Annotated in this window: 10 protein-coding genes; 7 read left to right on the plus strand and 3 right to left on the minus strand. The window is 44.2% G+C overall.

Features of this window, described 5'->3' with window-relative positions; genetic code table 11:
- Nucleotides 1–24: 24 nt before the first annotated feature.
- Nucleotides 25–504, minus strand: coding sequence for a DUF6702 family protein (locus tag AC6H1S_RS01165; RefSeq protein WP_497564816.1), 480 nt, complete (start codon nt 502–504; stop codon nt 25–27).
- Between the two features lie 126 nt (nt 505–630).
- Here AC6H1S_RS01165 and AC6H1S_RS01170 point away from each other — a divergent pair, with 126 nt between their 5' ends.
- From AC6H1S_RS01170 to AC6H1S_RS01195, 6 genes are all read left to right on the plus strand, one after another.
- Nucleotides 631–1,215 (plus strand): HupE/UreJ family protein, encoded by a 585-nt coding sequence (locus AC6H1S_RS01170; RefSeq protein ID WP_497564817.1) that lies wholly within the window; start codon nt 631–633, stop codon nt 1,213–1,215.
- A gap of 11 nt (nt 1,216–1,226) precedes the next feature.
- Nucleotides 1,227–3,635 (plus strand): M1 family metallopeptidase, encoded by a 2,409-nt coding sequence (locus AC6H1S_RS01175; protein ID WP_497564818.1) that lies wholly within the window; start codon nt 1,227–1,229, stop codon nt 3,633–3,635.
- 624 nt (nt 3,636–4,259) lie between these two features.
- The gene (uvrB, locus tag AC6H1S_RS01180) at nt 4,260–6,299 is read left to right on the plus strand and encodes an excinuclease ABC subunit UvrB (RefSeq protein ID WP_199141294.1); all 2,040 of its coding nucleotides are present in this window, start codon (nt 4,260–4,262) and stop codon (nt 6,297–6,299) included.
- A 96-nt stretch (nt 6,300–6,395) separates the two neighbouring features.
- The gene (locus AC6H1S_RS01185) at nt 6,396–7,682 is read left to right on the plus strand and encodes a DUF3472 domain-containing protein (RefSeq protein WP_497564819.1); all 1,287 of its coding nucleotides are present in this window, start codon (nt 6,396–6,398) and stop codon (nt 7,680–7,682) included.
- Nucleotides 7,683–7,772: 90 nt separating this feature from the next.
- Nucleotides 7,773–7,970, plus strand: coding sequence for a YwbE family protein (locus AC6H1S_RS01190; RefSeq protein WP_199141296.1), 198 nt, complete (start codon nt 7,773–7,775; stop codon nt 7,968–7,970).
- A 174-nt stretch (nt 7,971–8,144) separates the two neighbouring features.
- Nucleotides 8,145–8,405 (plus strand): DUF4834 family protein, encoded by a 261-nt coding sequence (locus AC6H1S_RS01195; RefSeq protein ID WP_199141297.1) that lies wholly within the window; start codon nt 8,145–8,147, stop codon nt 8,403–8,405.
- A 91-nt stretch (nt 8,406–8,496) separates the two neighbouring features.
- On the opposite strand, the gene AC6H1S_RS01200 is transcribed toward AC6H1S_RS01195, so the two are convergent.
- Nucleotides 8,497–9,432: a TIGR01777 family oxidoreductase gene (locus AC6H1S_RS01200; RefSeq protein WP_497564820.1), complete on the minus strand. Its 936-nt coding sequence runs from the start codon at nt 9,430–9,432 to the stop codon at nt 8,497–8,499.
- A 6-nt stretch (nt 9,433–9,438) separates the two neighbouring features.
- Nucleotides 9,439–10,254, minus strand: coding sequence for a DCC1-like thiol-disulfide oxidoreductase family protein (locus tag AC6H1S_RS01205; protein ID WP_497564821.1), 816 nt, complete (start codon nt 10,252–10,254; stop codon nt 9,439–9,441).
- 304 nt (nt 10,255–10,558) lie between these two features.
- On the opposite strand from AC6H1S_RS01205, the gene AC6H1S_RS01210 reads away from it, so the two are divergent.
- Complete coding sequence (locus AC6H1S_RS01210; protein ID WP_199141414.1) at nt 10,559–13,045, plus strand: YfhO family protein; 2,487 nt, start codon at nt 10,559–10,561, stop codon at nt 13,043–13,045.
- The last annotated feature ends 202 nt before the right edge of the window (nt 13,046–13,247 follow it).

The raw sequence follows: 13,247 nt of genomic DNA on the forward strand, positions 1-13,247 counted from the left end.
GGACTATGGACAATTGGCCATTCGCTAAAAACTCACGCTCAGCTCGCGGTTGGGGTAATTGGTACGCGTACTTTTTCTAATCCCGCCTTTTTCTACATGCAGAATGCTCATCTGGTCATCGAAAAGGTCGTAGAGGATGCTGTTGTTTACGGTTAGGGTATTCAAAGCACTAACGTTGTCGATTTCCAGGTACACGTTGGTGGCTTCGTTGTCTTTTTCAAAGCCTACGTAACTGGCTTTTGCCGCTTTGCCATTTAAAAGGTATTGCAGGTGAAGGTTCATATATTTCTTAACGAGCTCGTCCATGGCTTTATGCATGGCTGGCTTTGAAAGATCGGTTTTGGCTTTGAACTGTTGCGCCAATACGTTTTCAAAATCGTCGGTAAAAATGCGGCAGGTTATTTCCAGGCTTCTCTCTTTCGCGTTGAAATTAATCTCGGTGGTGCTCACGTGCAAAGGGTGTTTGTTGCTCTTTTTCAGCCCAGCCGGAAGAAAAAAGAACAAAACAAGTAACAATTTTGAATAGAAGGCCTGCATTTGCAACAATGTTTCGTTTAAATAATAAAAAGAATCTAATTTAGACTCTGAAACAAAGTTAACAGCTCTTTTGAATAAACCTCTAACATTCTAATGCCTTTAGCCGATTTTCTGTTTTATTTTAAGCTGGGCTGGTCCCATATCGTAAGTCTTGATGCGCTAGACCATCAGCTTTTTATCTTGGCCCTGGTGGCGGTTTATACGGCCCGCAACCTTAAGCAGGTGCTGATTTTGGTGACTGCGTTTACCATTGGCCATTCGCTTACCCTCTTGCTCAGTGTGTTGGATGTGGTCAGGTTTTCGAGCAAATGGGTAGAGTTTCTTATTCCATGCACCATTTTTGTTACCGCTTTGAGCAATCTCCTTAAAAAAGATTTTTCTGCCAAGGCAGTCCATACAAATTATTATCTTGCACTGTTCTTTGGCTTGATCCACGGCATGGGTTTCGCCAATTCGGTACGGATGATGTTGGCCAAAGATCAGAATATGGGTTGGGGCCTGTTTGGCTTTAACCTGGGTTTGGAAGTAGGGCAGGTGTTTTTTGTAGTGATTATTTTGGCCTTGACCTGGTTCGCGTTGTCTTTTTTGAAGATCAAGCGCAGGGAATGGGTTGTATTTTTATCGGCAGCCGTATTTAGCCTGGCTTTACAAATGGCTTTAGAAAGAATTCCTAACTAAACTATAGAAGAATGAACAAATTTTACAAGATCTTCTTTTCAGTGGCGCTCCTAGGCCAAACGGCTTTTGCCCAAAACATCTTGAACAATCCGGGTAGCAACCACGGCAACAAGTTCGAGCAATTGGGCACCATTTTAAATACGCCTAACGAGCAGCGTACCGCGAGCGGCGCACCTGGCGTAAAGTATTGGCAGCAACGCGCCGATTACAACATCAAGTGCGAACTGGACGAGAAAAAGCTGACCCTAACCGGTAGCGAAACCATTACTTACCACAACAATTCGCCCGATGTGCTGACCTATATCTGGATCCAGCTAGACGAGAACGAACACAACAATTTGCGCAATGCCAATTACCAGAGCAGTACCAGAATGCCGGTTGGCACTTCGAATGTGCAGCTGGAAAAAATGACCACGCCAACAACTCCGGTTGATAATGGCTATGGCATTTCTATTGCCAAGATTACCGATGCTACAGGTAAAAAATTAAATTATACCATCAACAAAACCATGATGCGTATCGAAATCCCAGCTTTAAAGTCGGGTCAGCAATATGTATTTAATATCGATTGGAAATATAAAATAACCGATCGTATCGCAGGTGGTGGCCGTGGTGGCTACGAGTTCTTTCCGGAAGATGGCAATTACTTGTTCACCATGACCCAGTGGTATCCACGCCTGTGCGTGTACAGCGATTTTCAGGGCTGGCAAAACCACCAGTTTACCGGAAGGGGAGAATTTGCCCTGACTTTTGGTGATTTTAAAGTACAAATGACTGTTCCGTCTGATCACATTGTGGGTGGTACCGGCGAGTGTATCAACTACAGTTCGGTGCTTAGCCCAACCCAGTTGGCCAGGTACAACAAAGCCAAAACCAGCACCACTGCTCCTGTAGAAGTAGTGACCCTGGCCGAGGCCAAAGCCGCTGAATCCAAAAAATCAGAAGCCAAAAAAACTTGGGTTTTCCAGGCCAACAATGTTCGCGATTTTGCCTGGACAGCTTCCCGTAAATTTGTTTGGGATGCCATGGCACAGCCAATTGCCGGTCGAAATGTAATGTGTATGAGCTTTTATGGCAAAGAGGCCTATGGTTTGTACAGCAAGTTCTCTACCAGAGCAGTAGCCCATACCATTAAAACCTATTCAGATTTTACCATTCCTTATCCATACCCGGTGGCACAAAGCGTTGAAGCAGCCAATGGCATGGAATACCCGATGATTTGTTTCAACTATGGCCGTACCGATGCCGATGGAACTTATAGCGAAAGCACCAAGAACGGGATGTTGGGCGTAGTGATACATGAGGTTGGACATAACTTCTTCCCGATGATCGTAAACAGCGATGAACGTCAATGGACCTGGATGGACGAAGGCTTGAACTCTTTTGTAGAATACCTCACCGAAGAACTTTGGGATAATAAATTTCCGAGCAAAAAAGGTCCGGCCTATACCATCGTGCCTTACATGAAGCTGCCAAAAGATCAATTGGAGCCAATCATGTCCAATTCGGAAAATATCGTCAACTTTGGTCCAAATGCCTACTCTAAACCGGCAACGGCATTAAACATCCTGCGCGAAACCATTATGGGCCGTGAGCTGTTCGATTACGCTTTCAAAGAATATTCGAGAAGATGGGCATTCAAGCATCCTACGCCTGCCGATTTATTCAGGACGATGGAAGATGCCAGTGGCGAAGACTTGGATTGGTTTTGGAGAGGCTGGTTCTTTGGCACCGATGCCTGCGATATCTCCTTGGATAGCGTAAGGTATGCCAAAGCCGATTATCCAAGCGGAAATACACCCGCGGGTGGCCGCATGATGGGTGCCAACAGAGGCAACAGGATAGAAAAACCAGCAGTGAATGCTTTCGAAGATATTTCTAAGATCAGAAACCGTGAAGACAGCAAAATCAAGTTTTATACCGATAAGGATTTGGCCGCCAGAGATTTTTATTGGAAATACGACAGGGGTTTGGTAGAAATTGATACCACCTTGGCACCTAAAGCTACGCAACCTGCCCGTTTGCCAATGGAAGAATTTACGGCCGAAGAAAAAGCGAAGTATGCCAACAAGTTCTTCTATGAACTGAATTTTGGCAACAAAGGGGGCTTGGTAATGCCGATTATCGTAGAGTTTACCTTTAAGGATGGCTCTAAGTTTGTAGACAGGATACCGGCACAAATTTGGCGTTTAAATGAGCAAAAAGCTTCTAAATTCTATGTTTATGATAAAGAAGTAGCTTCGATTAAACTGGATCCGATGCGCGAAACTGCAGACATCGACGAAAGCAACAACACCTGGGGCTCGGGTGCACAACCCTCAAAATTCCAGTTGTTTAAGGTAAGATCCGCCAATGCGGCGCCAGCCAGAGGACAATCGGTTGGCTCAAACCCGATGCAGCTCGAAAAGAAAAGCAAATAATTGCATTTAGCAAGGAGTAAAAGGCTGTACAGAGAAATTTGTACAGCCTTTTTTATGGCGCTGAACCATTAAGGAATTAAGAGTGATGAAGATGTGTTCTGGCTATGGCTTTGTAGTTTGCTAACTGAGAATTGCCAACTCCATTCCATCTTTCCGCCTTACCCGGTTGAACCATTAAGGCATTAAGAAAATTAAGGGGTTTCAAAAAGTTGCCAGTTAAGCCGGTTTTTTAAAAAAGAGGTGTAATTCGAGCAATATTGCATTTAGTGGCGGCGTCATCTCAGGCCCTGGCAATGACCCTTAAATTACTTTTCCCGACCTTGTCCTTTGCGGCAGCGCAGTATAGGCCTCCGCGCAAACGTTAAAGCAAAGGGCGCAGTCGGCGACTTTTCCTCCATTTTGGTCGCTCAAAATGGAGAACCAATGTATTATGACCCCATCGTTGAGCTTTGGTCTTTGACTTTGGTAGGTTTACCATTAAGGAATTAAGAGTGATGAAGATGTGTTCTGGCTATAGCTTTGATAACTGCAAACTGCCAACCGAAAACTGCAAACTGTCAACTTCATTCCATCTTTAAGTTTTGGTCTTTCGGCTTTAACCTTTATCTAGTATCTTTACTTACAATGAAGTTTAAACTCATCTCAGATTATAAGCCCACCGGCGATCAGCCAGAGGCTATCAAACAATTGGTAGAAGGTGTCAATGCGGCCGAGCATTACCAAACTTTGCTGGGCGTAACCGGATCGGGCAAAACCTTTACCGTAGCCAATGTCATTGAGCAGACCCAAAAGCCAACCCTGATTCTGAGCCACAACAAAACCTTGGCGGCCCAGCTTTATGGTGAGTTTAAGCAGTTCTTTCCCGAGAATGCGGTTAACTACTTTGTGTCTTACTACGATTACTATCAGCCAGAGGCTTACATGCCTACGACCAATACTTATATCGAGAAAGATTTAAGCATCAACGAAGAAATCGAGAAGCTGCGTTTGCGTACCACTTCGGCATTGATGTCGGGTAGGAGAGATGTGATTGTGGTTTCCTCCATCTCGTGCATCTATGGTATGGGAAATCCCGAAGATTTCTCGCGGTCTGTTTTCCGTTTCGGCGTGGGCACCAGAATTAGCCGCAATTCCTTTTTGCATAGTTTGGTCGAGATTTTATATGCCCGTACCATCAACGATTTTAAACGGGGTACATTTAGGGTAAAAGGCGATACCGTAGATATCTTTCCTGCTTATTTGGATAACGCCTATCGCATTTCATTCTTTGGCGACGATATTGAAGAACTGTCTATCATCGACCCCGTTACCGGAAAAACGCTGGAAAAGCTAGAAGACATGGCCATTTATCCGGCCAATCTTTTCGTTACGCCAAAAGACAGGTTCAATGCTTCGATTTGGGGCATTCAGGAAGAACTGGAAGTACGCAAAAACCAGTTGCTGGCCGATAGGCAGCTGCTCGAGGCCAAGCGATTGGAGGAAAGGGTAAATTTCGATATCGAAATGATGAAAGAGCTGGGCTATTGTTCCGGAATCGAAAACTATTCGAGGTTTTTCGACGGCCGTTCGCCGGGCATGAGACCCTTCTGTTTGCTGGATTATTTCCCAGACGATTACCTGATGGTGATTGATGAGAGCCACGTAACCGTACCACAGATCCGCGCCATGTATGGTGGCGACCGTTCGCGCAAAATGTCGCTGGTAGAATATGGCTTCCGCCTGCCTTCGGCCTTAGACAACCGCCCGCTTAACTTCGACGAATTTGAGCGCCTGGCGCCACAAACCATTTATGTAAGTGCTACACCTGCAGATTACGAGCTCCAAAAATCCGATGGCGTGGTGATTGAACAAGTGATTAGGCCTACCGGCTTACTAGACCCGGTTATTGAAGTAAGGCCAGCCATTAACCAGGTAGACGACCTGTTGGACGAGATTGACAAGACCATTAAAATGGGCGATCGTGTTTTGGTAACCACACTCACCAAACGGATGGCCGAAGAACTTACCAAATACATGGACAGGCTGAATATCAAATGCCGCTACATCCACTCTGAAGTGAAAACACTGGAGCGGGTAGAGATTTTGAGAGGCTTGCGTTTGGGCGAATTTGATGTGTTGGTGGGCATCAACCTGTTGCGCGAAGGCCTGGACTTGCCAGAAGTAAGCCTGGTAGCCATTTTGGATGCCGATAAGGAAGGCTTCTTGCGTTCAGACCGGGCTTTGATCCAAACGATTGGCCGTGCCGCGCGTAACGACCGTGGCCGTGTAATCATGTATGCAGACAGCGTGACTGAATCGATGGAACGGACTATCGAAGAAACCAACCGCAGACGAGAAAAACAGGTCAACTACAACCTGGCCAATGGCATTGTCCCGAAAACAGTAGGCAAAACCAAAAAGGAGATCATGGAACAAGGCTCTATCCTCAGCATGTCGGCCCAAGGCAACGAACGCGCCAAAGCCTATGTTGAAGTAGATGAGGTGAGCGTAGCTGCCGATCCGATTGTACAATACATGACCAAGCCCGAAATGCAAAAAGCCATAGACAAAACCCGGAAAGACATGCAGAAAGCGGCAAAAGACATGGATTTCTTGCTGGCGGCCCGCCTGCGCGACGAAATGTTCGCCTTGGAAAAAGTCTTTGAAGAGCGGTTTTCGAAATAGCATGCTGTTGCCAGCACAATCGTTTGAGTAACTTTTTAATAGAAGTGCTTGGGAGTTAAAGTTTTCTGTTAAAATTGCAGTTATCAATCTACTGCTATGAAAACATTCAAATCATCAATCCTATTGGGCTTACTCGCGCTGGTCTCTTTAAATTTAGCCGCACAGGAAGTCAGCGTGCCATTGGGTGGCAACGTGTACAGCGCTAACAAATCAGAAAGAAGAGGCAGCATTACCAACAATGGTATCGAGCGCTGGACCAACCCATCCGATATTTTTACGGTCTATTTTCGCGTAGGACAACCCGGAACCTTAGCGGTAGCTTTGGGCGAAGTGAAGACCGAAGGCAAGGCTACCTTGGGATTTACCGTTAACAAATCAAGCAAAACGGTAGACCTCGAAGCCGATAATGCCAGCAACAAAAAGGTTGGCGAATGGAAGATCAAGGATACGGGCTATGTGGCCATCCAAATTAAAGGCTTGAGCAAAAATGGCAACGAGTTCCCAGCCATCAAGAACCTGCTGCTGAGTGGAACGGCAACAGTTGGAAATGTTGTTTACGTAAAAGGAAACGAAGACGGATTGTTCCATTTTGGCCGTCGTGGCCCATCAACCCATTTGAACTACGAACAGCCTAAAGGCGTAGATGCAGAGTGGTTTTATAACGAAGTAACCATTCCGGTAGGTGAAGACAAGATGGGGAGCTATTTTATGGCCAATGGCTTTGGCGAAGGCTATTTTGGCATGCAGGTTAACTCGCCAACAGAGCGCCATATCCTGTTCTCGGTGTGGAGCCCATTCACCACCGATAACCCGAAGGAAATTCCCGAAAGCCACAAAATCAAGCTGATTAAAAAGGGCGAAGGTGTGCATGGTGGTGAATTTGGCGGCGAAGGCAGCGGCGGGCAAAGCTACCTCAATTACCTTTGGAAAGCCGGAAATACCTATAAATTTCTGTTGCGGGTTAGGCCGTTGGCCGATAATTACTCGGAATACACTGCTTACTTTTTTGCGCCCGAACTTAACAAATGGCAGCTGATTGCCTGCTTCCAGCGCCCGCAAACACAAACCTATGCCAAGCGACTGTATTCGTTCCTCGAGAACTTTTCGCCAAACATGGGCGATGTGGCCAGAACCGGCACTTATGGCAACCAATGGGTGTGCGATACCCAAGGCAACTGGATAGAAATAGACAAAGCCATGTTCAGCATTGATGCAACCGGACGCAAGAACTACCGCAAGGATTACCAAGGAGGTATCCATCCAAATGGGAACTTCTATTTAAAGATAGATGGTTTCTTTAATGATTTTACGCCCTACAAAACCATGCTGACCCGTAAAAAAACAAATAGGAAGCCCGAAATCGATTTCAGTAAACTGCCTTGATAAAGAATTTGCGAGTTTAAGCCACTTAGCCTAATTTTGAATGGCCATACAGCTATTTGTTAGGGAAACAGGCAATGGACCATTTTAAGTATGCAAGGACAAAACAGAAAAGACATCTATCCGGGTTTGGAAGTAGGCATCATCCTGAAAAAAGACCAACGAAACGGCACCGTAACCTATGGCTTTGTGAAGAATATATTAACCTCGGCGGCTTTCCATTCGAGAGGGATCAAAGTCAGGCTGGATGATGGACAGGTTGGTCGGGTGGTGGAGATTATTGAAGAATAGCCGATAAGACTGTTTGCAAACAATTGCAGTTGCCAATTGTAATTAAAGTGTAACTATCTTTTTGAAAAGTAACAAAAAAACGCTTACCTCGTCTATATTTGTGTTTAAGGGTTGGTTAAAATTGTCGCAATGGCAATGATCAGCTTTTGTTTTTGAATTTTAGATTAGATAAAAATGGGTTTGTTAAAATTCCTCTTCATAGCCATCCTCATCCTTTGGATCATTCGCATATTGGTTCGGATGATATTTCCAGTAATGGTCAGAAAAGCCTTCGGAACTATGCCAGGCCAAGGCGATTATGGGCAACAACAACAGCAACAAAGATCAAGAAGACCTGAGGGGTCTATCAGCATAGACTATATGCCTAACAAGAAAGACAAAAAAGGCAACGCCGATAAACTGGGCGATTTCGTAGACTTTGAAGAAGTAAAATAGTTTCCGGATTGCTGCACCCCAATGCCCCAACTACTTAGGTGTCTGAGGTGGTGAAAAATTCAGTGCCTGATTACCAGTTTTCAACTCATGGCTAACTAATCTTTGCCTGGGCCATCAAATCCGTGATTGCCAGATCGGCAGCTGGATATTGGAATTTAAAACCATGGGCTAGCAAAAGGCTAGGCAAAACCCATCTGCTTTTTAAGATCAGCTCGGTTTCGGTTCCAATGAGCCAAGCACCTATGCCTAACATCCAGGTTGAACTAGGCAAGCCCAACGGAATGCCATAAGCTTTTCTTATCAACCTCATCAATTCATGGTTTTTAATAGGGTTTGGAGCCGTACAATTTACTATTCCCTTGATATCATTATGTGTTAATATCCATTCCGTACTCAAGGCAACATCCTGTTCATGTATCCAACTCACATATTGCTGGCCATTACCTTGCTTCCCGCCCAGGCCAAACTTAACCAAATTCAAAAGCCTTGGAAAAACACCATCGGCCCGACCCAAAACAATGCCCATGCGCAGAGCGACTTTTCTGGTGCCCGGTAGGAAAGTTTCAAAAAAACCGGCTTCCCACTTTTTGCAGACATCGACAGAAAAACCGTAACCTATTTCGCCATTAATTTCGTCTTGTGCGCAATCTTCAGCATGGCGATAAATAGTAGCAGAAGTAATATTGATCCACACTTTTGGCGGATTCTCCATGCGCTCGACAACCCAATTCAATAATCGAGTAGGCGTAACACGCGAGCTGATAATTTCCTTTTGGTTTTTAGGAGTATACCTGCAGTTGACGTTTTTGCCGCAAAGGTTGACCAACAAATCTGCATGTTCCAGGTTCTGCGCCCAAGCTCCTTCGCTTTTGCCATCCCAAACTACGGTTCTGATGTTTGCTTGTTTGGTTTTGGGCTTTCTGGCCAATATAATGACCTCTTCTGTTAAACTGCTGTAGTGCCTGGCCAGAACTTGACCCAAATAGCCACTGCCACCGGCAAGTACAATTTTTTTATACTTTTTCATCGTCAATTAGATTAAAATCCAAACCAAAACAGCGAATCGATAAATAGCCCAAGTGATACTGAGGGTAAGCCCTAAGTCTAGGATTCGTCCTCTTCTCAAATGTTCCAAAAACATGACTCCAGCCACTCCTAAAAAGTAACAGACACAAATTAGGGCATCAACAGAAACAAAGCGATCTATTAGAAGTATAGGCAACAACAATAAACTCCCTGCAAAAGAAATCGTCATCATATTGCCCAGGTAATCCCAATATTTTTCGCGTTTATAACAAAGACAAACCAAACCTTGCCATACAATCTGTCCCCCACAAATCAAGTATTCGCGATATGCTGTACCCAATGGTACAAGCGGACTTAAGATTTTGGCATAGGCGGTAAGGGTATAGGCAGTAAACAGCCAGGTAAAAACTAAATAGGCAATTCGGTAGTGCAATTTAAAATCGGGCAATAGTTCATTGGGTTTAGCTTTTGAGGGAATGATCATTTTACGATTATAAGAAACAAAGGCATACGCTTTGCTCATTAGCCAGGCAAAAGGCCTGAAGCTGAAAAGTGGTTTAAACAAAGGCATGGCATTGCCCAAAATCTTGAAGATGCTATAGATCCCATAAGTTACTTCGCCGGTTTTTGTGTTTACCAAAGCGATTTCGTTAACTGCTCGTTTGTTATCCACCAAAGAACAAACCGTTGCTGGAGTATTTTGATAAGCCGCTCTGCCGTTTGGATCCAGCATTTTTGTTTTAATGAAAGCCTTGGTGTAGAGGTTGCACATTGGGCATTCGGCGTCGTAAAGGATGAGGTGGTTAACTAGCGGATCCATCATTTTGTTTTTAAGTTTCAGAAAAAAATGAAATTAATACTTCGTAAAATGAGCCTATCGGCTCGGTGGTAAATTGTCATTTATTTCGTTCATCAAATTTAGGATAATTTTCTGAACTTTCAAATATTATTGAAATTAATTTTGGTTGAGCTCATCTGGTTGTGTTGGGGGCAACTTAATCGGGGTGTCTTGGAACGAATAGGCGCTTGCAAATGGCGGCCTCATGGCACTTCCCCAAATTTTTCCTTTTTAATCTGCATCAATTTTCTATTTTTGGGCTTAGTTTAATTTTAAATATAAAACCTTAATGAACAATTGGTTTAAACAGAATGGTCTTCATTTGGCCATCATTGCAATTTTTGCGGTTATTTGTTTCGCGTACTTTAGCCCCGTAATGCAGGGGAAAGTCCCTGTGCAGAACGACGTAGTCCAATCGAAAGCGATGCAGAAGGAGATTATGGAGTACAAGGATAAAGATGGCAAAGGACCTCTTTGGACCAACCAAATGTTTGGTGGTATGCCTGCCTACCAAATTTGGGTACAGTATGCCTATAATGGTGCTACCTATGGTATCGCTTTAATTACAAAAACCTTTCCTGATCCAGTAGGTACCGTGCTTTTGTTGTTGGTAGGCGCTTATTTCTTGTTCATTACCTTGAAAATAAACCCTTGGCTGGCCGCTGCGGGGGCCATAGCCTTTGCCTTTACCACCTATAATTTTGTGCTTATCGCTGCGGGCCATAGTAATAAAGCATTGGCCATCGGCTTTTTTGCGCCTATCATAGCCAGTATATTGATCACTTTGCGTGGCAAATATTGGTTGGGCGGGAGCTTAACAGCCTTGTTTTTGGCGCTCGAAATCAGGGCCAACCACGTGCAGATGACCTATTACCTGTTCTTGGCCATCCTCATTTTTGTAGGTATCGAAATCTATCAGGCCTATAAAAACAAAACGCTGCCCGCTTTGGGCAAAGCCATTGGCTTTTTAAGCCTTGCAGTGATTTTGGCGGTTATGGTAAACGCGAGTTTATTGTGGACGACCTCAGAATATGCCAAGGAAACCAACCGTGGCAAGTCTAACCTAACCAGCGATGCAACCGAGAAAAATGCGGGTATGTCTAAAAAATATGCCTATAACTGGAGCCAGGGTGTGGGCGAAAGCTTTACCTTCCTCATTCCCGATTTATATGGCGGTGCTTCGAGCATAGACAAGATGATGGAGCCCGAAAGCCATTTCTACAAGGCTTTCGGAGAGAGTTTTTCTCAATATCCTGAGCAGGATCAACGCCAGATTCTATCGTTTTTTGCTCAAAACATGAACCAATACTGGGGCGAAAAGCCAGGCACTTCCGGAGGCTACTATTTTGGTGCCATTGTGTGTTTCTTGTTTGTGTTTGGTTTGTTTATCGTGAAGAGCAGGCTCAAATGGTGGACTTTAGCCGTAACGCTATTGTTTATGCTGCTGTCGTTTGGCCGAAACTTTCCATTCGTATCGGATATCTTCTTTAATTACTTCCCGCTGTATAACAAATTCAGGGCGGTAGAATCTATTTTGGCCGTTGTTGGCCTCATGGTGCCTATCCTTGCCTTTTTGGCCATTAAAGAAGCGATGGAATCCAAAATGGATCAGAAGGAGTTGATTAAAAAACTGACCTGGTCGGCAGGTATTACTGGGGGCTTTGCTTTAGTTGTGGCTATTTTGCCAACCTTATTCTTTAGCTTTAAAACCCAGGCTCATGATGAACTTGTGGCGCATTTAACCCAAGGCCTGCAGAACAATGCGAGTGTTGCGCATAGACTGGCTTCGGCAGTAGTTGAAGATAGGATTTCCATTGCCCGCGCCGATGCCATTCGTTCTTTCCTATTCATTGTTATTGGTTTTGCCATTGTTTGGGCATTGATTACCAAAAAAATGAACACGCAATTAGCCTGTGGCTTGTTGGCGCTCGCCGTATTGATCGATATGTGGCAGGTTGACCGCCGTTACCTGAACAATAAAAACTTTGAAAACGAAAGTGCGGTAAACAACTACTTCCAGCCACGTGATGTCGATACTTTCATCATGTCTGATAAAGATCCAAACTTTAGGGTGTACGATCAGAGTATAGAAACCTTTCAGAATGCAAGTACTTCAGCTTTCCACAAAACCATTGGGGGCTACCATGCGGCCAAGCTTAAACGTTACGACGAACTCATTGAGCACCAATTTGGAAAAAGTGTGAACCAAGATGTGCTGGATATGCTTAATGCCAAATATTTTATTTTGCAAGATCCGCAAAATGGTTCTTATAAGATGCAGCGCAACAGCACGGCCTTAGGCAACGTATGGATTGTAAAAGGAATCCAGTTTGTAAAAAATGCCGACGAGGAAATGAAAGCCATTAGCAGTTTCGATCCAAAACAAGAAGCTATTGTTGACGAGCAGTATAAAAAACAGATCGACACTACCCGTTTGGGCGCCGATCCAACTGCTTTCATCAAAATGGAGCATTACCATCCAGATCATATCGAATACAGCTATAGCGCGCCAAGAGATATTATTGCCGTATTCTCTGAAATCTATTACGACAAAGGATGGAACATGTATGTAGATGGCGTTCAAAAACCATATTTCAGGGCAAACTACGTATTGCGTGCTGCGCAATTGCCTGGAGGCAACCACAAGGTTGAATTCAAGTTCGAGCCAAAATCATACTATACCGGCGAGAAGATTTCTTTGCTTGGTTCTGTCTTGCTATTGGCATTCTTGGGTTTTGGTTTTTATACCGACAACAAAAAGAAGAAAGCGGCTTAATGCCCGATCATTCAAATAATCTGAAGCCTCTTGCCTAGCAAGGGGCTTTTTTATTGTTTGTTGGTGGCCTTCACCAATGCCTTCCTGATTTTTCAATTTGTTAACATTTGTTTGAAATAATGTTTTCTTAACATCTTGTTAATCTGTTGCTTGCAATTTTGCATTATAAAACTGTATCAAGATGCCTGAACTGTTTCTGATT

This window comes from Pedobacter sp. TM02, from assembly GCF_059705275.1.

Excerpts from the sequence above, each read along its gene's own strand:
- AC6H1S_RS01175 (WP_497564818.1), top strand. The coding sequence starts at position 1,227 with ATGAACAAATTTTACAAGATCTTCTTTTCAGTGGCGCTCCTAGGCCAA.
- AC6H1S_RS01185 (WP_497564819.1), top strand. The coding sequence starts at position 6,396 with ATGAAAACATTCAAATCATCAATCCTATTGGGCTTACTCGCGCTGGTC.
- AC6H1S_RS01195 (WP_199141297.1), top strand. The coding sequence starts at position 8,145 with ATGGGTTTGTTAAAATTCCTCTTCATAGCCATCCTCATCCTTTGGATC.
- uvrB (WP_199141294.1), top strand. The coding sequence starts at position 4,260 with ATGAAGTTTAAACTCATCTCAGATTATAAGCCCACCGGCGATCAGCCA.
- AC6H1S_RS01205 (WP_497564821.1), bottom strand. The coding sequence starts at position 10,254 with ATGATGGATCCGCTAGTTAACCACCTCATCCTTTACGACGCCGAATGC.
- AC6H1S_RS01190 (WP_199141296.1), top strand. The coding sequence starts at position 7,773 with ATGCAAGGACAAAACAGAAAAGACATCTATCCGGGTTTGGAAGTAGGC.
- AC6H1S_RS01170 (WP_497564817.1), top strand. The coding sequence starts at position 631 with ATGCCTTTAGCCGATTTTCTGTTTTATTTTAAGCTGGGCTGGTCCCAT.
- AC6H1S_RS01210 (WP_199141414.1), top strand. The coding sequence starts at position 10,559 with ATGAACAATTGGTTTAAACAGAATGGTCTTCATTTGGCCATCATTGCA.
- AC6H1S_RS01200 (WP_497564820.1), bottom strand. The coding sequence starts at position 9,432 with ATGAAAAAGTATAAAAAAATTGTACTTGCCGGTGGCAGTGGCTATTTG.